The sequence below is a fragment of the Enterococcus casseliflavus NBRC 100478 genome (assembly GCF_001544095.1).
Lineage (GTDB): Bacteria > Bacillota > Bacilli > Lactobacillales > Enterococcaceae > Enterococcus_D > Enterococcus_D casseliflavus.
The window spans coordinates 1-24,941 of the sequence record NZ_BCPT01000024.1 but is presented as its reverse complement, the minus strand read 5'-3'; the positions used below and the strand labels follow the sequence as shown (position 1 = coordinate 24,941).

General features: G+C 36.5%; 21 protein-coding genes and 1 pseudogene. 7 read left to right on the top strand and 15 right to left on the bottom strand.

Annotation, left to right across the window (positions count from 1 at the left end):
- Window positions 1-130: 130 nt before the first annotated feature.
- The 9 genes from ECA1_RS15335 to ECA1_RS15295 form a co-directional block, all read right to left on the bottom strand.
- Window positions 131-1,522, bottom strand: coding sequence for a glycoside hydrolase family 1 protein (locus ECA1_RS15335; protein WP_060792962.1), 1,392 nt, complete (start codon window positions 1,520-1,522; stop codon window positions 131-133).
- On the bottom strand, window positions 1,515-2,483 hold the full coding sequence (locus tag ECA1_RS15330; RefSeq protein WP_060792961.1) for an acetylxylan esterase: 969 nt from the start codon (window positions 2,481-2,483) through the stop codon (window positions 1,515-1,517). The genes ECA1_RS15335 and ECA1_RS15330 overlap by 8 nt, the downstream gene beginning before the upstream one ends.
- Window positions 2,484-3,151: 668 nt before the next feature.
- Window positions 3,152-3,865 (bottom strand): GntR family transcriptional regulator, encoded by a 714-nt coding sequence (locus ECA1_RS15325; RefSeq protein WP_005227435.1) that lies wholly within the window; start codon window positions 3,863-3,865, stop codon window positions 3,152-3,154.
- A gap of 69 nt (window positions 3,866-3,934) precedes the next feature.
- Entirely contained in the window at window positions 3,935-6,166 is a 2,232-nt protein-coding gene (locus ECA1_RS15320) for an alpha-galactosidase (RefSeq protein ID WP_060792960.1), read from the bottom strand.
- Window positions 6,163-6,744: a hypothetical protein gene (locus ECA1_RS15315; RefSeq protein WP_005227430.1), complete on the bottom strand. Its 582-nt coding sequence runs from the start codon at window positions 6,742-6,744 to the stop codon at window positions 6,163-6,165. The genes ECA1_RS15320 and ECA1_RS15315 overlap by 4 nt, the downstream gene beginning before the upstream one ends.
- Window positions 6,745-6,756: 12 nt before the next feature.
- Window positions 6,757-7,584 (bottom strand): carbohydrate ABC transporter permease, encoded by an 828-nt coding sequence (locus tag ECA1_RS15310; RefSeq protein WP_005227428.1) that lies wholly within the window; start codon window positions 7,582-7,584, stop codon window positions 6,757-6,759.
- Window positions 7,585-7,586: 2 nt separating this feature from the next.
- Window positions 7,587-8,468: a carbohydrate ABC transporter permease gene (locus ECA1_RS15305; protein WP_005227426.1), complete on the bottom strand. Its 882-nt coding sequence runs from the start codon at window positions 8,466-8,468 to the stop codon at window positions 7,587-7,589.
- Window positions 8,469-8,552: 84 nt separating this feature from the next.
- The gene (locus ECA1_RS15300; protein WP_060792959.1) at window positions 8,553-9,860 is read right to left on the bottom strand and encodes an ABC transporter substrate-binding protein; all 1,308 of its coding nucleotides are present in this window, start codon (window positions 9,858-9,860) and stop codon (window positions 8,553-8,555) included.
- An 82-nt stretch (window positions 9,861-9,942) separates the two neighbouring features.
- Window positions 9,943-10,872 (bottom strand): glycoside hydrolase family 113, encoded by a 930-nt coding sequence (locus tag ECA1_RS15295; RefSeq protein ID WP_060792958.1) that lies wholly within the window; start codon window positions 10,870-10,872, stop codon window positions 9,943-9,945.
- A 492-nt stretch (window positions 10,873-11,364) separates the two neighbouring features.
- Here ECA1_RS15295 and ECA1_RS17350 point away from each other — a divergent pair.
- Window positions 11,365-11,559: pseudogene (locus tag ECA1_RS17350) on the top strand (transposase); the annotation flags it as partial.
- 130 nt (window positions 11,560-11,689) lie between these two features.
- Here ECA1_RS17350 and ECA1_RS15290 read toward each other — a convergent pair.
- The 3 genes from ECA1_RS15290 to ECA1_RS15280 are packed head-to-tail and all read right to left on the bottom strand — an operon-like array spanning window position 11,690 to window position 15,197.
- Window positions 11,690-12,766, bottom strand: a complete 1,077-nt coding sequence (locus ECA1_RS15290; RefSeq protein WP_236596097.1) for a hypothetical protein — start codon at window positions 12,764-12,766, stop codon at window positions 11,690-11,692.
- A gap of 12 nt (window positions 12,767-12,778) precedes the next feature.
- Window positions 12,779-13,993: a hypothetical protein gene (locus ECA1_RS15285; protein WP_236596098.1), complete on the bottom strand. Its 1,215-nt coding sequence runs from the start codon at window positions 13,991-13,993 to the stop codon at window positions 12,779-12,781.
- 19 nt (window positions 13,994-14,012) lie between these two features.
- A complete protein-coding gene (locus ECA1_RS15280; RefSeq protein WP_060792955.1) occupies window positions 14,013-15,197 on the bottom strand; it encodes a hypothetical protein in 1,185 nt (394 codons plus the stop codon).
- Between the two features lie 243 nt (window positions 15,198-15,440).
- Here ECA1_RS15280 and ECA1_RS15275 point away from each other — a divergent pair, with 243 nt between their 5' ends.
- Together ECA1_RS15275 and ECA1_RS15270 are read left to right on the top strand one after the other, a co-directional pair.
- Complete coding sequence (locus tag ECA1_RS15275) at window positions 15,441-15,761, top strand: helix-turn-helix domain-containing protein (RefSeq protein WP_015508925.1); 321 nt, start codon at window positions 15,441-15,443, stop codon at window positions 15,759-15,761.
- 413 nt (window positions 15,762-16,174) lie between these two features.
- Window positions 16,175-16,615 (top strand): hypothetical protein, encoded by a 441-nt coding sequence (locus tag ECA1_RS15270; RefSeq protein ID WP_005227448.1) that lies wholly within the window; start codon window positions 16,175-16,177, stop codon window positions 16,613-16,615.
- A 146-nt stretch (window positions 16,616-16,761) separates the two neighbouring features.
- On the opposite strand, the gene ECA1_RS15265 is transcribed toward ECA1_RS15270, so the two are convergent.
- Window positions 16,762-18,930: an AAA family ATPase gene (locus ECA1_RS15265; protein WP_060792954.1), complete on the bottom strand. Its 2,169-nt coding sequence runs from the start codon at window positions 18,928-18,930 to the stop codon at window positions 16,762-16,764.
- A gap of 1,165 nt (window positions 18,931-20,095) precedes the next feature.
- Between ECA1_RS15265 and ECA1_RS15255 the strand changes: the two genes are divergently transcribed.
- The 4 genes from ECA1_RS15255 to ECA1_RS15240 all read left to right on the top strand — a co-directional run bounded on the left by ECA1_RS15255 (window position 20,096) and on the right by ECA1_RS15240 (window position 22,258).
- Window positions 20,096-20,404 (top strand): hypothetical protein, encoded by a 309-nt coding sequence (locus ECA1_RS15255; RefSeq protein WP_060792952.1) that lies wholly within the window; start codon window positions 20,096-20,098, stop codon window positions 20,402-20,404.
- Window positions 20,405-20,526: 122 nt separating this feature from the next.
- Window positions 20,527-21,036 (top strand): GNAT family N-acetyltransferase, encoded by a 510-nt coding sequence (locus ECA1_RS15250; protein WP_060792951.1) that lies wholly within the window; start codon window positions 20,527-20,529, stop codon window positions 21,034-21,036.
- 139 nt (window positions 21,037-21,175) lie between these two features.
- On the top strand, window positions 21,176-21,577 hold the full coding sequence (locus ECA1_RS15245) for a VOC family protein (RefSeq protein WP_060792950.1): 402 nt from the start codon (window positions 21,176-21,178) through the stop codon (window positions 21,575-21,577).
- Window positions 21,578-22,072: 495 nt separating this feature from the next.
- Window positions 22,073-22,258: a DUF6440 family protein gene (locus ECA1_RS15240; RefSeq protein WP_060792949.1), complete on the top strand. Its 186-nt coding sequence runs from the start codon at window positions 22,073-22,075 to the stop codon at window positions 22,256-22,258.
- Window positions 22,259-23,215: 957 nt separating this feature from the next.
- Here ECA1_RS15240 and ECA1_RS15235 read toward each other — a convergent pair.
- Window positions 23,216-23,743 carry a hypothetical protein gene (locus tag ECA1_RS15235; RefSeq protein WP_060792948.1) on the bottom strand — a complete coding sequence of 176 codons (528 nt, stop codon included), beginning with the start codon at window positions 23,741-23,743 and terminating at the stop codon, window positions 23,216-23,218.
- A gap of 19 nt (window positions 23,744-23,762) precedes the next feature.
- The gene (locus ECA1_RS15230) at window positions 23,763-24,740 is read right to left on the bottom strand and encodes a DUF6731 family protein (protein ID WP_060792947.1); all 978 of its coding nucleotides are present in this window, start codon (window positions 24,738-24,740) and stop codon (window positions 23,763-23,765) included.
- Window positions 24,741-24,941 lie beyond the last annotated feature (201 nt).

The window sequence follows — 24,941 nt, the reverse complement described above, 5'->3', positions numbered from 1 at the left end:
TTTTATCCCAGAAACCCAATAAGAAGTAACAACGCCATCTTTAGTCGGTCCTATTGCCAGCCACCCATAGCCACCTGTTCGTGGTTGACGAACAGGATTGCGCGTAAAGTTTCAATAAGACAAGCGCCTTTTAAACAGTTTTGGCTTCTCCTACAAAAGATTTAAACCAATAACCCGATTTTTTGATCGTCTTCACTTGGGTATGAATATCGTTAGAGATAAATCCGTAGCGATTGCGATAGGCGTTGCTCCATGACCAGCAATCAATCGGTGTCCACAAATGATAACCAAAGCAGTTTGAGCCTTGCTGTATTCCTTTATGAAGCCAGTCCAAATGTTCTTTAATGAAATCAATACGATAGTCGTCTTCGATCATACCGGACTCATTTAAGAAGCGTTCTTCTCGCGAAACCCCCATCCCGTTTTCAGAGACAAACCAAGGAATGTTCCCGTAATTTTCTTTGATATTTAATGCAATATCGTATAACGCCTTTGGATAAATTTCCCAGCCTTTATCAATATTCATCCTTCTCCCAGGCATCTCATACTCGGAGTAATAACGATTAGGCATCCATTCCCCAACCGAGTCAGGTGCTATCTCAGGTGCTTTCACACGATGGGGATGATAGAAGTTCACACCTAGAAAATCGATGGTGTTGTTCTGGAGAATAATAGCTTCTTCTTCAGTTGCTTCCCAAATAACACGATCCTTCTCCAATATCTGCACCAATTCTTCTGGAAATCTGCCATAAACAGCTGGTTCTAAGAACATCTTGTTGTTCCATAACTCAGCAAAGCGGGCTGCTTCCAAATCTTGAGTCTGGTCACTAGCTGCGTATGTGGGGGTTAAATTTAAGACCGTTCCGATGCGCCCTCCTTTTGACTGAAAATCCAGGCTGCGAAAGACTTCAATTGCTTTAGCTGAAGCTAAATTAAGATTATAAGCAACTTGGACTGCTTTTTTCCCATTTGCTTGTTTTGGATAATGAAACTCATACAAATATTCCCCATCCACAACAACCATTGGTTCATTATGTGTCACCCATTCTTTCACGCGATCGCCAAAAAGAGTAAAGCATTGTTTCGCAAACCCTGCAAATAACTCTACAACATGTTTAGATTCCCAACCGCCATATGTGTGATATAACTCTACGGGCAAATCAAAATGATGCAGATTCATTATAGGACGGATACCGTGTTCAAGGAATGTATCGATCATATCGTTGTAAAAAGCGGCAGCTTCCTCGTTGATGCTGTTTTTTTCTAAATCATCAATCAACCGACTCCACTGAATCGATGTTCGTACGCTGTTTAGTCCGATTTCCTTCATTAGTGCAATATCTTCTTTATAGCTATTGTAAAAATTGGATGCTGTATCCGGTCCTACTTGTTGATAGAAAGCCTCTGGCTCGATTTCAAACCAATAATCAAACATATTTGCGTGTTTTTTTTGAAAACGTCCTTCGCTTTGAGGACCAGATGTGGCGGCTCCCCACCAAAACCCTTTTGGAAAATCATTCATTCATTTTCCCTCCAATTAATTTTTTACGCATGAAATCACTAAAAAGCGGAATGTATTCATGTCCGTATTCTGGAAAAGCAATCATTTCTTTTGCCCCTTGCAATTGATTGAACACAGCAAATTGTGTCTTCGGATGGCAAATAGTATCCGCTAATCCAATCCCCCAAAAGACTTCTCCTTGTACTCTTTCTGCCAAGTATTGGATGTCGATATAATCCAATACCGAAAAAAAACTTTCTTCCTTTGCATGACTTGGATCTCTAAAGCGAAACCAGTATGCCAATTCTTCATAAGCTGATTGTGTCACCTCTAATCGAAACGCTTCACGATAGTCGCTTAGAAAGGGATATAAGGTGAAAATTTGTTTGACTGAAGGCGATAAAGCTGCGCATACGATTGCTAATGCCCCACCTTGAGAAGCGCCATACACAGATAATTGATTCTCATCAACTTGAGGCAAGCAGCACGCGATACGCACCAGATGGTAAACATCTAGAAAGACCTGCCGATAAAATAATTCATCCGGTCCGTCATCTACACCACGAATAATATGACCTTTCAAGGTCCCGCCAGAAACTTTTCTGCTGTCTTCAGATATTCCGCCTTGTCCTCTAACATCCATTGCGATAACACAGGACCCTTCTGCAGCTAAACCGATTTTGTCACTCCAATCACCGCTATTTCCATGATAGCCATGAAATTGAAATTGAGTCGGATATTTCTTTTTCTCATCCATTGGTACGATGAATTGACAGTGGATACGGTTACCGTCATGTGCGGTAAAAAACAAATCATACCCCTTTGCGACATGCGAAAAAATCTCATGAGGCACTAGGTCAAACGTTTTAGGCAATGCCTCAATGATTTTCTTCCCATTATTCCAAAATTCGTCAAAATCTTTCGGCTTTTTCCCACTGCCTAGATATTTTCCCCATAATGCTTGGGCATCCTTAAAATACAATAGTTTTTCCTTCCCTCTTCTTAAAATTAACGGCTGGTTCAATTCGTTGGCAGCTTTTCTGAACTGTACAGGCAGAATTTTATTGGAATTTCTGATGTACCATTGATTGGCAGGAAATAAGAAAGATGCGATGAAATTGTTGCTGATTCCCCTCCTCACCACAACATTCTGCTGCTAGTAATAAGGCGTTTGGACCTATCTGTGAAAGAAATCGGCACCTGGTAATGACTAAAAAATGGTACCATTCATCGCCTCAAGCATAAAAACAAGCCTTGATACGTTCACTGTGTCAACTACTTTTTCCTGTGAAAGGTTCTGTGATGTCTGCGCTATACGCTTCTCATTGCGCTGCCAAATAGAGCTGGTAAAAAAAGCTGGAACTCAATTCTTTTCCCTCTCTCCAAAGAATTGAGTGGCTTTCACTAAGCTGCGTCTGAAAGACATCCTTGTTTGCCGTCAACGTTCTCTTCTAATTTAGAAGCATCCATGATCGTTTTTCAACAATCACATTTTCTTTCCATCCCCTAATATTGCAGCGGATTCGCTTACACCATAGAATACCTTCACAGAAGCACTTTGCCGTAAAAGTGATATATACTTTTAATTATATTGGTAAATACTTTTTGTGTTTTTCGTGTAAAAAGTTGAGCAATCAATTCGCTGATTGCTCAATTTCTGGTGAGGATCATTTCCACTGAAAACTCATCGTATCGGTGGACCGATCTTGAGTATTCGAAAGCAGCACCGGTGTCAAAATACGCAATTTGTTCTGCTACAGCGACGGGGTCGCCTTTTTCAAGTTTTAAATACTGCGATTCTTCCTCTGTAGCTCTTCGAACCGAAATCCGTCGATGACCACTTTGAATAACCAATCCTAAATCTTCTTCAATGTACTCATATATGGATCCTTCTACATTTTCTTTTTTTAAACCTGGAATCAAATCTATAGGCATATACGTTTTTTCCATGACTTTGGGCTTTCCATCAATATAACGAACCCGATAAATATCATATACAAAACTATTTGGTGTCAGATTCAACTTATTGGCGACTAGTTCATCAGCAACTACCACAGTAAAGGTCAACGCATGACTAGTCACTTTTTTTCCAGGATTTAACGCAGTGGTTCCTCGAAATTGATTTGCCATCGCTATACGCTCGATCTCTTCAATAGCCAAGTCCTTAACAAATGTTCCCGATCCCCTACGCTTAATGATCAAGCCCTCTGAAACTAAAATATCTAACGCTTTTTTGATCGTCATTTTACTTGAGTCATACATTGTACACAAATCTTTTTCAAAAGGAATCTGGTCATTTGCTTTGTAGGTGCCGTCTAAAATCCGATTGCGAATATCATTTGAAATATAAATATATTTTTGCATTCTCATTCACCTTTCGCTTACTCTCCCTTTTGATTTTAGCCTGATTCCTTTACTTTGTCTATTTGTTATTTAACCCTGCATTTTGTTTCGTGTTAAATAAATGAGCTTTGAAGAAAAATCCCCTGCCATTTGTCGTTGCCAAAAATCTGATGCTCGATCAATATAATTCTCGCCAAAAATCAAGCCGACAGCCATCAAATCTTTCCCCGTTCGAACCTGTTCTTTTTCCCATATCGTATAATCAAAATCTGCGTTCAATCCTTTTAATCGCAAGCGCTGATAAGGCGGATTAGGCTCTGCTAAGATTTGATAATTACCAATCAAAGCTTCTGTTTGATTTTCAGAAACGACCATCCATGCGCATACATTCCCATTAAAAGGACTTTGCAGACGGAAAAAAGTGCCCGTATGAAGCAGCGTCCGATGTTTTTTAAAAAGTATGATCTGGTTTTTGACCTGACTTTTTTCTCTTTGAGAAAGCTTAGTCACATCTAATTCATACCCAAATGTGCCAAACAAGGCAACATCACTTCTCATTTTTAATGACGTCATCCTGGCCACTTGATGATTAGGCACCTCAGATACGTGACTTCCTATCGCAGAGAGCGGATAAACCATTGATGCACCGTATTGAATCTTGAGGCGCTCTATCGCATCTGTATCATCACTCGTCCACGTTTGAGGAGCATAGTACAGTAAGGCAGGGTCAAATCGACCGCCGCCGCCAGCACAGGATTCTATTAACAAATCAGGATATTTTGCTAACAGTTTTTCGTACAAAGCATAGACGCCTAAAATATAACGATGGAAAAACTCGCCTTGCCGCTGTTTTCCTAACGAGACGGAATACGCTTCTGAGATATAGCGATTCATGTCCCACTTCACATAATCAATCTCACATGCCTTTAACACTGCATCCATCTGTTCAAAAATACAGTCAATGACGCAATTCTGACTAAAATCCAACACGTATTGATTTCGCCCATGTGAAATGTTCTTTTGCGGGTGCCCCACTATCCAATCAGGGTGAGCTTGGTAAAGAGGTGTATCCATAGAAACCATTTCTGGTTCAAACCATAGCCCGAATTTCAAACCTTTTTCATGGATTTTTTGTGATAAACTGCGAATGCCATGCGGTAATTTCCTTTTGTCGACTTGCCAGTTTCCTAATGAAGAAGCATCATTGTCTCGATGACCAAACCAGCCGTCATCTAAAACAAACAATTCTATCCCTAAATCGGCTGCTTCTTGAGCTAATGCCAGGATCTTTGATTCATCAAAATTAAAGTAAGTGGCTTCCCAATTATTTATCAACACAGGACGTTCCTTCGATGCCCACGTTTGGCGAATCAAATGCTTTTTAAAAAAAGCATGGAAGTTTCTACTCATTTCATTAAAGCCATTTTGTGCATAATTCATTATGACTTCTGGGCTGGAGAAAACGTCACCTTTTTCTAATTGCCAAGAAAATTGATAGGGATTGATCCCCATTTGAACACGAGAGATACGATATGTATCCACTTCGATTTGTCCAACAAAATTTCCGCTATAAATAAGACTAAATGCGTACACGTCTCCTTGAAATTCAGTTGCAGACTTTTCGCATATTGCAAAAAAGGGATTGTGGATATGACTGCTGGCACCGCGGGTACTGGAAATTTGCTGCAATCCACTATGCAGTTTGTCCCTCTTCACTTGCGTTTCCCTGGCCCAAGCACCATCTAAATGCAGCCAATCGCAGTCATCTATTGGCAAATCAAGACTCATACTCATAAACCGCATCAATTGGTAACGGCAATCATCATGATGCACGATATGATTCTGTCTAGAAATGATAGGGAAATCTTTGAAAATAGTGTAATCCATTTCAATTGTCAACGAAGAATAACGATCTTTTAATACAATCGTCAGCGTTTCAGCTTCTGCTTCGTCATAGAAACTAGTTGGCAAATTAGGGATTTTTCTCTTTTTATTTGATATCCGATAATTCGAATAGTTAAAATGACTGATAGCATCTCCATCTGGGTATTGAACTTCAACGGCAGGATAGCGAAAATCTGTTGTCCCATACATTGGCATTTCTTGCTTAATATGTTCCAGCGAAGAGGTATGATCCTCTTTCTTGAAGTTATTAGAAGGACGAATCTCACGTTCAATCAAGTAATCAAACGTTGGTTGATGAGGAATGGCTGATCCAAAGTATAACTGCTCCAAGACACCTGTTTTTTCCTCAACCCTACAGATATAACTAATCATTCCATTCGTTAAGTGAAACTCCTTATTATTATTAATATAGATCATATTTTCTCCTTTTCAGGGCTAAAAAAAATTTTTTGTTTTCCTTGATAAATAAATTCGACCACAATTCCTGGTGCTGCCGAAAAAAACAGAATGGGATTTATTACCCAAAGAAGACTTGCCAGAATAAAGAGCGACACTAGAAAGAATGTGAAAAATGGTCGTATAACGATATTCTTGATACCTTGATACAAAGCTGCTACCCCAGGTCCTTTTTTTTCACTTTCTAGAAGATAATAAACCATTATAAGATATGATAGAATCGATAAGGTTGTCCCTACTACTTTGATCAAACCAGACATCCTGCTTTCAGTATTCGAAAACTGACTGAGCCAAAACAAGCTTAATCCGCTTGTCAACATCGTTGAAAGAATAGAGTCAAAGGGATGCCCGCGTTTTGAGCTTTCTGCCACTTGTTGGTCTGTTTGCATATTTCGTCTAAGCAGTGTTCTTCGCATCGCGCTAGACCATCCATACACAATTAAGTGACGAATAACCATTCCCCAAAAAAAGAAAGAATTGCTGATGCATTGATAACACTTTTCGATAAAAAGAACGACGCGTGATGACGTTTGCAGCATAACACTTCCTCCTTATTTCACCGACCCAGCTACACCATTATAAATATATTTTTGTAAAGCTAAAAACACAATCAATATCGGAATGATCACAATAACTACTCCCGCTAAAATAACTGGCCAGTTGCTTCCATAGGGACCTTTAAAAGCAAATAATGCCGTGGAAATCACTTTCAAATTACGGTCGGGCATATAAAGAAACGGACTGTAAAAGTCGTTATAAACACCTACACCGCTAATGATCAACATGGTAACGATCGGTGCTTTTAAATTGGGGAGAATGATACGCCAAAAGATCCCAAAATAGCTGGCACCATCTAAAAACGCTGATTCATCCAACGAGATGGGAATCTCTTGGAGATACTGCATAAACACATACAGCGATATAACATCTGTACCTAAGTTCAATACAATCACTGCCCACATTGTATTAAACAATCCTAAGTTATTGATAATTTGAAATGTTGCTACTTGAGCTGTGATTCCTGGGATCAGCATTGCCATCATGAACAAAAGCATGATGGCTTTTTTTAATTTGAAATCAAACCGGCTCATTACATAAGCAAACATCGAACCCAGCGTAAGTTTTCCAACCATACTAATAGCAAAAATAAGCATCGTGTTTTTAAACCCTAACAGCATTTGTCCATTTACAAATGCTGTTTTATAATTACTAAAATCAAAAGATTGAGGCAATGCTAAAACACCGGTGGTCAAAAATTCATCATTTGATTTTAATGAACCGATAAATACAACGAGGATCGGTAAAATTGCTGCAACAGTCCCCAAAAGCAAGACAGCGTATTGAACTATCTTCCCGATCGTGAATGATTTTCTCTTCATAGCTAGGCTCCTTTCTCTCGTGTTGCTAATCGTTGAATCGCTGTAACGACCACCACAATCATCAACAGTATAATCGCCATTGCGGATGCTAAGCCAACTTTGTTGTACTTAAAGGCAGTATCGATCGTCTGAATAACAAAAGTAGTGGTGCCATTCGATCCGCCAGTCATAATATACGGGATGTCAAATACGCTCAACGAACCGCTGACTCCTAAGATAATATTCAAGAAAATAATGTTGCGAATACTCGGCAATATAATGTATAAAAATTCGTCCCAACGATTTGCCCCATCAATCTCGGCAGCCTCGTAGACTTCCGGATTGACCGATTGGATCGCTCCTAAGAAAATCAAAAAATTGAATCCCGTGTAGCGCCAGATGGATGTAAATGCCAGTGAAATATTGTTGATTGACCGATCACCCAACCATAAACGAATTTGACTCTCAAGCCCTAGACCAGTCAATACAGTATCTAATGTTCCTCCACCTTTATAAAAATAAAGGAAGATAAATCCAATCGCCACACCATTCAACAAGTATGGAAAAAACAAAATCCCTTTCCAAAAATTGGCAAACTTTACTTTAAACGATAGGATCGTTGCAAATAATAGCGCAAGACCTAATTGAAAAAAGGTTGCAATAAAATAATACATGCTTGTCTTAAATACAGTGAAATAAGCAGGATTCGTTAAAACCGTTCGATAGTTATCTATCCCGACAAAACTACTGTTGGGACTATAGCCATTCCAATCTGTCATACTATATTGAAACATTTTTACTAAGGGATAGTAAGAGAACGTTAGCAACAGCACTAGAGGAATAATGGTAAAAGAAAAAATAATTAAACGTTTCTCCATTTTTTGTGACATCTTAATTTTTCTCATGATTCACACTCCTAAAAATAAAGCCGCTTAAAACAGATGCTTGCACATCTATGTTAAGCAGCTTTCTTTGAATCGCTTCAAATATTAGTTACCTGAAACTGCCTCTATAGCGTTTGACCATCGAGAATTAAAATCATCCATGATAGCGTCAAAACTTTCAGATGTATTCCCAATTGCCGAATCTATCATGCGTTGTTTTTCGTTATCAGTTGATCCAATGCCTAGTTCTGATTGGTTATTAATATCGCTGAACAAGGATTCTTTTCCTTCTGGCGCAGGGTTCTCTTCTAATAACTCAACACCAGCTGCCTGACTGTCTTTTAAAGAGTCTGGATATTCTGCGCCAATCAATGAAGGAAGACCGCCATTGTCTTTAGCATAATCTGACTCGTTCACTAGCCAATCCAATAGTTTTCTTGCAGCTTCTTTATGTTCACTATTGACATTGATGCCTAAGTTGTAGTCGCCGCCAACCCCCATATATTGCTTGCCGTTCGGCGCAGTCATTGGAAAGGCCTGAAAAGTAATATTTTCTGCATTGTCTGGATTTGCTTCTTGTATTTGCGGTACTGCCCAGCTGCCCAATACCATAACACCAATTTTACCATTGGCTAAATCAATTTTTGATTGTTCCCAATCAGTGGTAGTCGGATCTGCTTCAATCAAACCTTTGCTGCTTGCTTGATAAAGTGTACTGTATATCGTATTCATAATTTTTCCATCAGAAAATGGTGCGGGGTCAGAAGTCATCTTATTAGTAAAATCAGCATCACCCGCCGCTCCTGCACGAACAAAATCCCAATTTGATAAAGTCCAACCTGCTGCATAGTTTGTATACAATGGTGTCACATCTTCATCATTTTCTTTGATCATTTCTAAAGCCTCTATAAAATCTTCCGGTGTTTTTGGAAAATCTTCAATGCCGGCATCTTTAAAGACTTGCATATTTACCACCATACCCGTAGCATTCATTTGAGTTGGAATGCCATAAGATATTCCTTGATAAGAACGATCATTTAAGCCTAAATATTTTTCAGAAAGTTCGCTTTTGTCTCCTAGCGGTTCAAAAAATGTACTATAATCTTGAGGGTTTATATCACCAGGAATCATTAACAAATCACCATATTCTTTGCTGTTCATTCTTGTTTTTACTTGACCAGCATAATCTGTGATCGTTTGAATTTCGACATTGATATTGGGATATTTTTCATTGAATTCCGCCATATACTCATCCCATTTCCCGTTTCCTTCCCAGTCAGTTTTATGGTTGATAAAAGTAATTGTTTCAACTTCATTTCCATCAGAATCAGTGTTGGAGCTGCCAGTGCCACAAGCTCCTAAAATCCCAACTGCTGCTATAACCCCAGATACCTTCAAAAACTTCAATTTCATGCTCTCTCCTCCTAATAAAATTATAAAGAAAACGATTACATTTAGATATTATCACTTTTTATTTTAAATGTATATACTTTTATTATTTTTCTTCAAAATATTTTTTTATTACTTTCTCTGCCTTTTTTCCATAGATAGCATAATCTGTGTCATTGTCGGCTAATTCCAGCGGATATACGTCGGCTTTCCAGTCCCAAATGCCGAACCCTTTAACCCAAGGATACTTTTGACAAGCAGCAAACATTTTGTCATACCATGCTTTTTGTGCAGATTGATCAACAGATCCATTCAACTGCCAATCATTCGGCAAATACTGGCTCCCTTTACGACTAGGACAACCTACTTCACAAAAGAAAAAGGGTTTGTTGTATCTTTTTACAACCTGTTCAATTCGAACCAATTCAGATTCCCATTGATCGATGGGATAATAACCTGAAGAAGAAATTACATCTAGATCATCCCACCAAGCAACATGGTCTTCTTGGTATTTGTCACAGTTGTAAGTGATTTGTCCAGCATAGCTGTTTCTTGTTTTTGCAATCAATTCCCGCCACTGTGCTTCCCGTCGATCTGAATTAACCAGCTCGCAGCCAACAACAAACATTTCACACTGGGTTTTCTCAGCAATCGCTGCATAATGTAAAATATACGCTTCATAGGAGCTGAACCATTCAGACCATTTAGGCTCACATGGGACATCATGATCAAAAAAATTAATATGCGCACGCCATGTCCCGTCAGCGACATTGACCATTGGTTTTAAAATCACAGATAGACCGATGTCTTTGGCATAGTGAATCAGTTGGATCACTTCGAGATCACTTAGAACCGTTTCTGCTTGCCAATCAATCACTGTGGATTGTGGAGTTTTTTGCGTCACTACAATCGGTAAAATGACATGAGTTGCACCACATCTCTTCTTCATGATTTTTAGTGAAGATTTACATGTTTCCGTCTCCCATTCGCCGCGTCGTGCCATAAACCCAAATGTTACTGCATTGATTTGATCCATATAGTTCTTTCCTTTCTACACGAAAATAAAATGCTGCTGGGCTATATCGAACATGTAAACAGCCTATTGTTCTTCTCATTGCTTTTCCACAAGACTTATAAGCTTTAAGAGTAGTATGAAAAAGAAAACTGCCATAGTATGTTCTGATCCCTTGGTAAGAAGAGTGTTATGCCCAGACTATCATTCATGATTATTCTTCAGTTTCCATTTACCTGTTTTTGTAATCGCTTTCTTTAATATGTTACACAATATTTATACTTTATTCAATATAAATATATACTTTTATGGAAATTGTTTGTTGAGCATATCAAACAGACCTCAACGATAAAGGCATTTTTCACTTGTTTTGGATTCCTTGCCATTCATACAGAAGATTACTTGATCAAAAGCGATTATTTCCTTTTTGGTATTCAAAAATGACTGCTGATTTCCTGTTGTCCACCTTTTGTCTTTATAATTCTCAAACACAAAAAATCCTCGTTTTTAAATAAATACAAATTAGGGATTCAATATGCTTTAAAAACCAGGTATAGTAATGGGGCATTAGAAGGAACAAACAACAAGATAAAAGTGATAAAACGAGTAGCCTACGGCTATCGAAATTTCCACAACTTTCGAGCAAGGATTTATCTCATTCAAGGCTTGATCTTCCAAGTAAAACAAAAACCAGTTAAGCAATCTGCCTAACTGGTTATGACTAAATTTTCAGTTGTATCTTTCTCTACCAACACTAAATGTCGAAGAGCCGTAAAAGTCCGTATCGCTTAAATAAAGAGATACAGACTTTTATTTTTCTATCAAGCTGTAGAATCATATTCTAATAAAACACGACCGGTAATCTTTTTATCTCATGAAGCAATTCTTTGGTTTGCTGATTGTTTTTTGCCGTCATTGCATTCAAATTTGCCAGCTGATTGTCTGCTTCCATTAGTCGGTCATTGAGCATCAAAAAGCCTTTTTTCATCAGTTCTGAGTTTTCTTGATGGCGCTCCTCTTCTCTTAGAATCTGAAAGGCATGCTCCCAGCTGCTTGCTCGCTGATCTTCCAGAATCTGGTAGATATAGCTTAAGCGTTTTAAAGTATCCAAATCATCTGTTTGCATGGAAGGAGGAAGGACTGGTCTTAATTGATCGTGGGTAGACAATGACTGCGTAATCGGTACCAAGGTCAATTCTTCTAGTTGATCCAGCGCATGATTTCGACATTCATCAATCTCTTGCCGTTTTTCCGCTAAACCAAATTCTTCCTCTAAGTTTCTTCCTGCCACCCGCTTTTGATCCGCTTCGGCTGCCTCTTCACTCAATTTTACTATTTTCTGCTCAAGGCGCTTTACTTTGGCACCTTCACGCACTTTTATAAAAAGAATGATTGCAACCACAAGGACAATAAAAGCAACAGCGTAGTTGGACTCCCACCAATTGAAAATCAGCCGAACGAGATCCATGCGAAACCATGCCCCTGCTGTTTCAGGACTTCTATCAAATAGCGCCACTCTTTCACCAAAGCGCCTCATTTCAAAGTCTACCCAGATTTTTATGAGGTAATTGAGTACGATGAAGATGACGCCAGTGATCCCCGTTACTAGCAGCAATAGCCGTTTGACTGGATATGGCTCCTGTTGCTCTATCTTTTCCATTAGCGCGGTGATTTGGGGCCAGACTTTTCGTTGTGATTTATTTAGCTCTAAAGATGCATATTTTTTGTAGTTCTCCTCAGTTGCCCGAAGAGTACTCTCCGCCTCTGCTAGAATCGCTTGTTTTTTTCTTTCTTTTGCCTTAACGACTTCCTTGTAATTTAGGGCATTGCTTAAATACATCGACAAATAATTCACTAGCTCTTTACGATCCATCGTACCAACATCTTTGTTTAAAAATGAAACGCCAAATCCTTCCATCATAGCTCCCCCTTACTTTTCGTTCACTGGACTTTTTTCAGCTAGCATCGTAATAAGAAAAAAGACACTAAAAATGATTGGTGAAAAATAAAAGAGCATCAAACGAATCGGTAAGATCAGCAACATCTGTCCAACGAGTTTGATCAGCTTGAACATACTTTGGTGGTTATCCTTTTCATAATAGCTCTGATTCACGACTCTTTGCTCTTCTACGGGAACGTCTACTTGGATATCTTGGTAGGTATTCCCAATTCTGACATTTTTTCTTATTGAGCGAACACTATTGAAGGACTTTAGCACGCGACGCTGATTTTTTCGATAAGAAAAAATTTCTTTTTCATTTGAATGCTTGAGCGCTTCAAAGGATTCTGCAATCTTTGACAATTCTGTTTTTGATAAAAAGAGAAATAATGGCTTGACCCGACTGAATAGCCCCATCACATAGGGATAAAATAAAAGAGATAAGAAAGTAATGTAGACAAGATTTGTAGTAGTAAAAAGGGGTCTTAAGCTGTCGCCGCTTAGCAGCGCGATTAGTTGACCTACGCTCAAAAGGAACAGGATAATAAACGTTAGACAAAACGATTCATTGACCCAAATGAATCGAGTAAAGCCAACCTTGAGCTTAGCTGGATTCTCTTCTTCTAGCATTCTCTCCTCTAAAAATTCCTCTTCTTCCTTTTCAAACCTCATCGCTGTACGTTGAATCGCCGCCAGTGATCGCTTTTGGAAAAATTGTTCTTGATAAGCTAACTCCCAAAGATAAAGGATAAAAATAGAGACGAGCTGGATAAGCGTAAAAATCAAGTTTCCTAAAAACGGACGGATCACACTCGTCACAAATAGTAAGCCTATACTAACAAGGAAGATCGGTAAGCTTTTTTTTGTTGGCAGATATAACACGAATCCGATGAAGCAAAAACAAGCGATTTGAATGCCTTCTAAAATCGTCCAATACATAGCGCCAGATGGATCCATCACCCAATTCATATGCAAGAACCAATCGACGATCGTATTGATGATCATAAAAAGGCACGCCAACGGTATCAAAAGTTTTGGCTGAAATAAACGGTACACTTTTAATTTTTCATAAGCCAGAGTGAATCCCTTACCAAAAACAAAAAACACAAAGAGCAAAATTGCCCCCACAATCTGCATGAATAAGCCATCATTGCTCTCTGCATAGACGGTGTCTTTTCTTTGTTTCCCCAACCAATAGTTTCTCATCATTTCTCCTCCAATTTCTTTAGTAGCCTGCGTAATCGCCATTCAGCAGTTTGTTTTTTGCTTGAAGACTAAGCTCCTTTACTTGTTCTTCCGAAAGTTCTCCCTCACTCCAGAGATGCCAAAAGTAATCATCGATCCCTGCTTCTAGTTGATAAAAACGTTCTGCGCTATAGCCTGAAGCAGCAATCATTTCCTCCGTGTAGACCGCTGTACCGCGATTTGCTGGCATAACATTGATTCCTTTTGCGGTAAAAGAGGCATAGGCATCGAAAAACTTTTGTGGGTGAGCTAAACTGAGCGAATCCTCTTGTTCTGCAACGGGCTCACTAATAGGAGTAGCTGGACCGATGCGATCAAAGGTGTATTCTGACACTTGGTCTTCGCCACCGTTTGATAATCTTGTTTCGGTCACAAAAACTTGCTGATCATTGATTGGCTTGACCACTAATATGGAACGAAACGGCCCGTTATTCACTCCATAGAAGGTAAATGTATCTGTTTCATCAGAATCACCACTTGCCCAAGACCGTCCATAATCAAAGAGATCTGGTAAGTTCATTTTTACAATTTCTAATGCCTCTTCTTCTGTTAGCGCAGCAGCTTTTTTGGCTTCTTCTCGTTCTGCTTCGGCTTTTTCCAGCGCTTGTTGGTTCTTATTTATTTGATCGGTAGCTTTGGTCGTCAGCTCGCGATACTCCCCCTTGGCTTCAATTTCCGTTAACTCCTTTAAAAGATCATTCGCAGCCTGATAATCCTTTTTCTCCGATAATGCAATCCCTTCGTCTAAGCGCTTTTTTGCCTCCGCAATTTCATTCGTTTTTTCTGCCAACTCACTAGTTAACTCGGCTTGTTTTTCCTGAATTGCTGCTAATCGTTCCTCTTGCTCCCCTAATTTTTCCAATGTATTTCCAGCTTTCGTCAGTTCAAAATCATCTGTCAGTTCTTTGGCTTTAGCCATCAGATCGACTTGTTCGAGGTATTTTGGGACTTGATCCTCCTGTCCTAAATCAGCTAGCTCATTGATTTCTTGGCGTGCTGTTTCATAGTCATCCTTTTTGATAGCCTCATTGATTTTGTTGTACTGTTGCGTTGCCTGAGCCTTCGTTTCTTGCAGGGCTGTTTCTTGCGACTGATTCCAATAAACAAAGCCACCAACTGCCGCCAACAAGAGAACCACTGTACCAATCACTAGTTTCTTTTTCATTTTCCCTAACTCCTCTTAATAAATTTCTTTTCCTGCCTTTTGCTTGATCGTTTCGGAGAATCCCCTTTCCCAATCCTCCTCTCCAGAAGATGAGTCATCATTTGTTTTTTAAATACTGCTTATTTATTCTTTTACAACCCTATATAATACATATATGTATTATTTTACACACCAAAAATACATTTGTCATCTGATTTTTTCCATCCGTAACCTCTATGATTAATCTATAAGGAGGTGGCTCTTGTGCTGAATGAAATGGTTGCCAGCCAAATTCGTCATTATCGTACCGCCAAAAAGATGACGCTAGCGGACCTCTCTCGTACCTCAGAAATTGATGACACCTACTTAGGGCGAGTGGAACGCAACGAAATCAATATCACCCTCAATACACTTGAGAAAATCATCAAAGGATTACAGATGACACCTGCTCAGTTTTTTGGTTTTTTAGAACTCGAATCCGATAACCCCGAGTTAGTTAAGATTGTCGATTTGATTCAAAAGTCACCCAATAAAGAGAAATTGACCTCCATCGCAAAAGAGATCGTAAAACTTTCTGAGCCGTAAAGAATTGGTCTGCCCACCAATTCTTTTTTTTGAATAAAAAAAGCCTTAACCCTCGGGGCTAAAGCTATCATACCTGATTGAATTTTAAAAATAAATACCTCACAAGGTGATGAATTAATTTCGTAATCTAATAAAATTTTTTGTTAAATTAATTTTAACCCTTCTGTCAAGTCACGTCAAGATGCTTTTTTATTCGTGTGTTTTTCGATCAGAATTTCTCTCGAAGAAACCTCCTATACCGCTACTTTGCTAAACACCACAGTCAGCAAAAAAGGTTTGGATATAAAGATATAGCGGTCGGTCTGCCAGCACCTGCCTTACACCTGAATCGTTTCGCCAATCGATAACGACGGGTGCACTGCGCTCCTTGTTATAGTACACTAGTTAAAACAAAGACATTTAGGAGTGATTAAATGACTCAGACAGAAGTAACTTACAAGAACTATTTGGAACAGCCTGAAGCTTTGACCTTTGACGAAATGCAGACGATCCACGAAGCAATTTTGAAAAATGGCACGATCACTGATACAGATTTTCAAGACGCCTGGCAAAGTATTTTGCAAGCAGCACTGCGATACACAACGATCCGGGCACAGTGGCATAGTTTTTCACAAGATGAAAAACGAGCGATCGATGCAGAGCGTACCACCCTTCATAACACGATTATCGATCAATTTATCTTTCTCGAACGAGTCTTTCAATTGAATCAATGGGATAGCCAAACATGGACCTCTTTATTATTTTTGCAAGAACACCGAGAAAAGCGCACAAGACAAGACATCAACCAACACCGCAAACGCATTGGGGATTTTGCCAATTACCTAGTGTTTGCAGCAGCGGTTAATGGTCGGTAGTTAAGAAAATAGGAAAAGCTAGGAATCATCGCATTGAATGATTTCTAGCTTTTTAGTTTGGCTGTTTTGGTATATAAGCTATCTATCTAAGCTTGCTCAAACTTTATAGTTTGGATTGTCCTTTCAAGATTTCTCGTGATCATGCATCAAGTCTTATTCCAATAATTGTTGAAGTGCTTTTCAGCATTATTCTTTTTGAAAAAAGTTCTCATAAAGCCGATTATTTCTTCTCGTGTATATCCATTCGTATCTGTTTCAAGATCCCCTACCTCAGCTAAATGCGAGTTAGTATGGAACAACATTTTACTTTCGGCATCTTTGTTACCCGAAACGCCATTAAACACAACATAGGTTTCAATTATCCGTCTAATTGTATTACACATAAACTCTTTCTTATCATTCTCATATAGAAATTTTAACTCTTTCCATAAACTTCCATATTGAGTTGCGAAATCCTCATTTTTATTTTGTAAATATTTAAACGATGTGTGTTTGCCATCATTTAGTAATCGAATAAATCTATCTATTTCATACGGGTTTTTCCCATCCCTGCGATTCCTTCGATTATAGGTAGCTTTTAAATAAAAGTGGGAGTTATGAGTTAATAAAATAAAGTGACGAAACAAGTCTTTTCGACTATATACTTTTTCAATTTCAGAAATAATCAGGTATTGCATCGTATCATCATTTGAACACATAGGATCATCTAAAATAATGATTTTTGGTTTGCCTGTTTCCAAATCTGAACTATCTAAGCTACCTATAAAATATAAAAACGCAATGATGTTTTTTTCTCCCTGAGAAATTTCTTGGATGTTCCTTGTACTTCCATCTTTATTAAGAATTTTATAGTGTTTTCCTGTTTCTATATATTTTAATTCAAGATTCTGCTTGCCAGATTTCACTAATTTCTCATTGATCTTAGTGATAATGATTTCCGGATTTTTAATTTCTTCCTGTAATTGTTTTATTTCTTCTCTTGCCACAATTATTTCCGATTCGAGAAGTTTTTTATTCAAATCAGTCTTTTTAATTTCAGCATCAAGCAATCGATAGGCATCACTACTTATCTTCTTAAGCGTTTCTAATTCGGACTCAATTTTCTCGTATTCAATCTCTTCACATTTTTCTGCGACACGATGTAGTCGTAATTTCACTTTGGCTTTATTCTTATTATCCTCTAAGTTAATTGAAAACTCATTATGTAATCTTATTAAGTCATTTATTTCGGTTTGAACACCACTAAATGATTCTGGAATGTTCAAATCAAAACTATCTATACTTGTGAATAAATCTTTCTTCTCTAACGCCTTTTTACATGCTTCAAAAAAGTTGATTTGATCGTTTTTCACTGAAACCAACCGAACATTTATCTTTTCAACGTCAAAATGAGCATAAAAATCAGCTAAAGCCAAGGTACTTACCGTGGTTAACAAATCCAAACATTTATCAAGCGTTCTAATTCCTTTACTGATTCTGTCTTGTAATTGAAAAACTTCCAGCGTATCGAACACAGATTTTAGTTCTGTTATACGTTCACTCGTCACTTCTCCCCCGCAGAAAGTACATGTATCTCCTGCATTATGTAGCTCCAAGCCATTTTCAGCAAATTTTCGTTTTAGAGGATTCTTTTGTAACTCCTTAATCTCAATAACATTTACTTTACTTTTTAGAATTTCGGCAACTGATTTGTGATACGCTTCAAAATTTATTACTGGTAATTCCAATTTTGTTAGTTCTGCTTTTCCACTTGTCTCAGCTATTGTACATAGTCTTCTATAATCCTCTTCTGCTAATTTCTTAGAACTTAGAGTATCTTTCTTAAAATTAGTTCTATTATATTTTCTTCCAAGGTTGAATTCATATGTAATCTCCCGTGAACACTTTTGAAGAGCCTCTATTATCTCATTATTTTTCTTTGTTACATTTTTTTTCGTATTCTCATATTGAAGCAAAAGCGGACTTTTTTCTACCCCATCTTCTCCTCTCAAACAATTCAATAGCAAAACAGTTTGAGTGATCTGTTCTTCTTTGTTTTTGATAATCTTCCTCTTTGAATCTATCATTTCCTGTACGACTTTATTCTCCTCACCAAGAACAATAGCGTTCAGCTTTTCGTCCTCATCAATGACACTTTCAAACCCTTGGAAAATCCTTACGTCAAATTCTTGACCGAACTGTTCTTTGATTTCTTGGCATAAAGTAGTCTTCCCCGTACCATTTTTACCGTACAAAAAATTTCTTTCCTTTAAATCTAATAACTCATTGTCGCTAAAAATATGACTATGATTTGTTAAATTAATGTCAATCCCCAATTAATTCATCTCCTTTAAAAGTATTTACAGATTAATTATTTCACGAATGATTTTTCCATGGTGCTTGATTCCTAGAGAGTCGATACTTTTCTATTATTATACCAGTACTTATAGTGACAATATAAATTATAAAAAAATACTTCCTGCGCATTCTGATAATTATTGAATAATTCCGAATTAGACAAATTACGTTTCCAGCAAAAAATAAACATTCATCTCTTCAATATGCTTTTGATTGAAGAGATGAAATAGTAACAAATCTAAAATTAAACCATTTTGTATAACACTGGATCTTTTGGATTTATTATGATAACTAGTTAACTTTCTTATCTGTCTACGATGTGTCTCGTTTATGATAGGCTGGATAATGCAATGACATGAATTATAAACAAGAGATGGAGCAGTTACCTTATCTGTTTTGGGTGTCTTACAAATAGAAAAATCCGAATACGTAAATTAATCTATAGAAAGTATCGTTTGGCTGTTTTCCTGTACGAATTGATCAGTTCTTTTTAAGTATCGGTTAAAAAACGATTCATTCCTTATTTTGATAGGATGCGTATTTTTTGTGTCAGGCGTATTCAGAAATTATCGGTAAATAATGCACACTAATATTTTTAGCTTTAAATCAAATAAATATTTTATCATTTTAATTCAACTGATTCATTCAATATGCGATAATCATTTACGAAAGGATGATTTGATGAACTATACAGTTACCAACCTAAGACATCTGCGGATCGCTCAAATTTCTTTGTTAACATACTATATTTATTTAGCCTTCCATGACAATATTTTCAAAGCTATTCCATTACTTTTTATCAGTGGCTTTTTAGATTCCGTATACCCGCCAGACTACGCAAGCCAGTCATTTTGGTTCCCTTATAAAAAGAAAACAATATTTTTAAAAAGCAACAATTTGTTTCTAGAAAGAGCATTAGAAATCTTAATCATAATTGTTCTTGGTATTTTCCTATCTCTTGTTTTTTAAAGTAAAGGAACAACTTTTGATTGCTGGTTCCCTTTTACCCAACAACTGAATTATGTTTCTATTACTCACTATTTTTTATCCATTTGTCTATTAAAATGGATTTACTAAATGAATAACGAATCCTTGACTGTTGAGATGACGCTAGTATCTAATCGAAAGGAAAGATGATTGTTTATGAAAAGAATTTGTTTTGTCTTAGTGTTGAGCAACGGATTATCTTACACACCATTAACTCCAGGTGTTCTTTATCAAAGAGACACAAGCCTCAAAGACTATTTTTCACCGTTTTACGATGTTTCAATCAATTATCTGAGAGATAAAGATACTGTTGATTACTTGGTCCTTCCTGAGCCATTCGCTCCTTTTGATAATGAAAATAACCTCCCCATCATAAAAGTTCCTTCTAAATTTTTTCTGACTAAAGATTTTGAAAAAATTAAGGCGTACATTGATGACTACTTTAAAGAAAACGCGGATAAGTAATACTACCCTCGATCGTTTTACGTCCTTACTGATTGATACCGTTATCAATCAGTTTTTTTGTCGGTAATGGACTAATAATCAGATATTTTGTACACTTAACTTAAAAATATAAGGAGATATACATGAATTTCTATTTCAAAGAGTTAAAGTCTAACTCAGAGATTAACCAATTTTGGGAGAAAAAAAGACAATATGAAGAAAGTGACATTTTCCCCAACCTTCCAGAAAGCGGTGCTGAATTAGATGAAATCGTAGACTGGTTTCGCTCTTCCGAATACTACGAACTAATCATGGATCTTCATAATTCCCCAACAGAGGGAGATTCTCAGCTGGAATTTGTATTCATATACAATAATCAACAAGAATATGTTGGATTTACTACTTACAAAATCTACTACTCAGAAGATTCAAAAGCATTTATTCTCGATTTTTGTATCGATAAACCTTTTAGGAACCAAGGAGTAGGTAGCCGCGTTGTTTCTGAATTAAAGAATTACCTTAAAGCAAAGAACGCTCTATATATCGCTTTAAATGCCTCCAATGAACACAATCAGCAATTTTGGCAAAACCAAGGATTTATTCCTCAAGACGTTGATGAAAATGGCGAAGTAATCTATTTTTGTGTTCTTTAATAGATATAGATTCGTATCATCTATGTTCTAGTTGACTATTTGGCAGATAGCTAACTCAAAATTTTCCGATTCCTAAGAAAAAACTGAAAGAAGCGAGTAACTTCTTTGTGATACTATCAGTAAAAAGGAGAATTTTTGTATGCTTATCCCAGCTATAAGTTTTCAAGGAAATTGTGAAAATGCAATAAAATTTTATCAAGAGGCGTTAGATGCTCAAGTTAAGTCCATCGTTTATGCGAGTGAAGCACCGGTAGATTCAGGTTTAGATCCTGAGATGCCTGATGATTTCGTTATGGACTCAGAAATCATCATCGACGGACAGAGAATCATGATGACAGACGGCAGACTAAATAGACCAGCAAATGATTTTTTCTCCTTTTGTCTTGTAAAAGAATCCGCTGATGAAGTTACTACTATTTTCAATAGCCTCTCGATAGACGGAAAAGTGATTGATCCCCTTGCACCAGTATTCTGGTCCTCGCTCTATGGCATGGTTGAAGATAAATACGGTATCACATGGATGATCATGACCTCGCATTAGCATACTACCTTTTACTTACTACTCGTTTAGCTATTTTTTTATTTCAATAAATTGGATGTTTGTTTTTTTAGTACCATTTACTTTTGATATTATTTATTTATCGTGGTATTCTTTTTCTAGAGGTGATTCGATGAAAAAGAATAGTACTCGGTTAAGTCTATGGAAAATTTTGTTGATTGCGCTTGCTTTTGTCGCTGGTTCCTTTCTTGCAAAAATGGTCTTTTCTTTATTTTTTGTACACGTCTAATAACTAATTCAGTCTATGATCATTGTTATCAAGGAGGCGTTTTTTATTGAATAAAGTTCCTAAAGTATTCAAATGGGTAGGTATATTCTTGGCAGTCCTCTTTCTCCCTGCTTTCGCTACTTATGGCATAGACAGGAAAAATAAACAGAATATATCGGAAAAAGGGAACTCTTGAGTTGCCTTTTTTACTTAAAAAAGTTTTTGAGTTTGATACCTTTGTTGATACTGAATTTAAAAGGAGTGATTGTATGACCACCAATACAGAGTTTACAGTTGAAAAAGTCTATAAAAAAAGCACCAATGAAATCTTTATTATTACCGACCCTGAGACACAAGTGCAGTATATTCAAACGATAGTTACAGGTGCTAGTGGAAAAAGTGTTGCACTTACACCAAGAATAGAGCCAGATGGAAGTATTCATTATAAAGAGTAAGTGAGATCAACTTTTGTTGATCTTTTTTATCTCCTAGTTGGTATTTTCTTCTGTTAGTACAACGATCAAGCCAATTCATTTGTTTGAGTTCCAGATAAGGTAAGGAAAATAGACATGGTGTGGTTTTGGATACAGTTTTTTCGTGGTGCTCCATATTTCTTTTATCAAATAAAAAAACGACAAAAAGGAGCACTCCTAAGAGTACTCCTTTTTTCATATTATTTTATGGAAAACAGTAACATACTAATCAAGTCAATGAAGCTTTGAATGTAATGGTGTACCCCTATTACCCCACAGACCCTTCCATTTAACGATTTTCTATCTTAATACGCACAAATGCTGTTATATCAACAAAAAATCTCTAAAAGTTATCTTCTGAAATCCATATATTCACAACTATTTTTACAAATAGATAGTTTTTAGATAGCTTTTTTTAGCTGGGGGCAATCAATTGTTCTATAAATTTTTTCTTCTTATCTTCATCAAATTTCCTTGGTAAACAAATGACTTGCTAAGGCGAGCTTGTACATAATTATATTCATATTACTTGCAGTAATTTAGTTTATGCTATAAATTAGTAATTGCGTGCAATACTTTATGAAGAGTAGTTAGGCGGTGAAAACTTGGGGAAGTGCGCCTAATACTCTTCTTTTTTATTTTATCATTATTTCAACGTAATAGAAATTATTGATTAGAAAATCGTCATAAATTGGTTGAATTTAATTAATAAAAGGTGTACAGGGATTATAAATACTTGTCACAGGGCATTATCCACTCTCAATATATTTGCAAAACCACATAGCAACGCCATACCATTTCATTGTATTTTAAAATGTGTTAAGTGTTTGTGGGTCATTATGTGGGTCAATAATTCTCATTGCGCGTGGGGGAAATGTAACGTTCGCTCTGTGAGGGTTATATTTACTTATAAATAAGCAAGTACTATTAAAATGACTATCAACTTTTAGATCCTCTTGTTGAATTTTCATCTGGTTCAAAAATACATATTTTTACAATAATCCATATTAGAAAAATAGTATCCCAAGAAACAATTAAAAATAAAAAAAACCATATCATTAGACCTGATGACTTTAGCCAGAAATTTATATTAGGAATAACAAAGCAATATATTACAGATAATAGTAATAAAGCAAGGTTAAACATAAATGCATTTCTGAGTCTTACCATTAATACTTTATATATTTCATCTTTCAAATCGTATTTCTTAGCTTGCTTAAAGAAAAATGAATCATCTTTTAAACTTATTAATAAACCAATCAATAATCCTAGGATACCTAATACTATGGAAGAAAAAGATATTGTATCGCTTATTGCTCCTCTTATACTCAACATAAACTTATTATTGTACAAAAATAACATAGCAATTCCCAAAAGAATGGCTATTACGTACCTAAAATAATCAATTAAGTCTATTATTTTTCCCTTTTTTATTTTTATTTTCATTTTCTTAACTAAATTTTTCATTTCATCACCTAGTTTAGTTTTATTCCGGTAATAAATATATCAATTTTCTTTGAAAATGGTGTATATCATTAAAATAATTTTGCTCCTTAAATCCATTGAAAATATATTCGGCACCAATAGTTGATCTATTTTGTACTTCCAAAACAATTTCAGATGTTAATCTTGGACTTAATAAATCAATATACTCAATCGAACTTTCGAAGTCTTTTCTGGATGCGATATTCATAGCTACCTTATCTTTAACCTTATCTTTACTATTCGTATTTATTTTTACAACATCATCTATCATATTTCTAATTTCTTTCTTATCTAAAGTTTCTTTTTTATCAGCTTTTGCCATGGATAAAGTAAGTTCAAAATTAACACCATGAACTTTATTTAGCGCATCAATAGCCTTACTCAAAACTTGAGAATTCAAATCACTGTCTGCTATTTCACTAAAATCAGCACCTTTGACAGTAATTTTTCTATAAATGTCATTTTTCATTACTTTACTAATTGCTTTAGAATCAATAATAGGTGCCAGATTCACCATATATGGCAAGTCCCCATCGCTTTCACCAAGAAGCTCGTTAACTTTTCGTCTTAAACCTGTGAGGGTAAGAGCTATTTGCTTTGTAGTTAAACCATAAAAATTTCCTTGAGTTATCAGGGCCATTACCTTTGGATCATAAATTAATAAATTAAATTCCCCTAAATACTCATCATCCGCCAACTCTATATCAACTTTATCTTGATTTAAACGTTTTCTTGAAGGAATATTTTTAGATCTTAATTTAGACAACTGGATGTAATACAAATCATTTTGATAGTCATAATCACAACTATTCCATTCTAAGTCAGATACCTCATCACCTAAAAAAACTGACGCATCAAATGCTTTTTTATTATTTAGAATTGTTTCTAAAAATTTCTTCATGTCCCATTTCACTAATTCATCATTTTCAATAACTAACTGCGGTTCCAAATAATTAAATCTAATTTTTTGCTTTGCCATTGCCAGCGCTCCTCATCAATTATTAATATCTGCTACTTTAAATTAAACCAAAAGGGAGAAACAAAAACAAGCGTTTTCGTAACTCCCAAAGCAGATATAATCATAAGGATTACTTATTGAGTATACCGAACTTTAGTTCGCATTACAATATATTATGCCATATTTAATTTCATTTTTTATTAAAATAAAAGGCACCCAGCT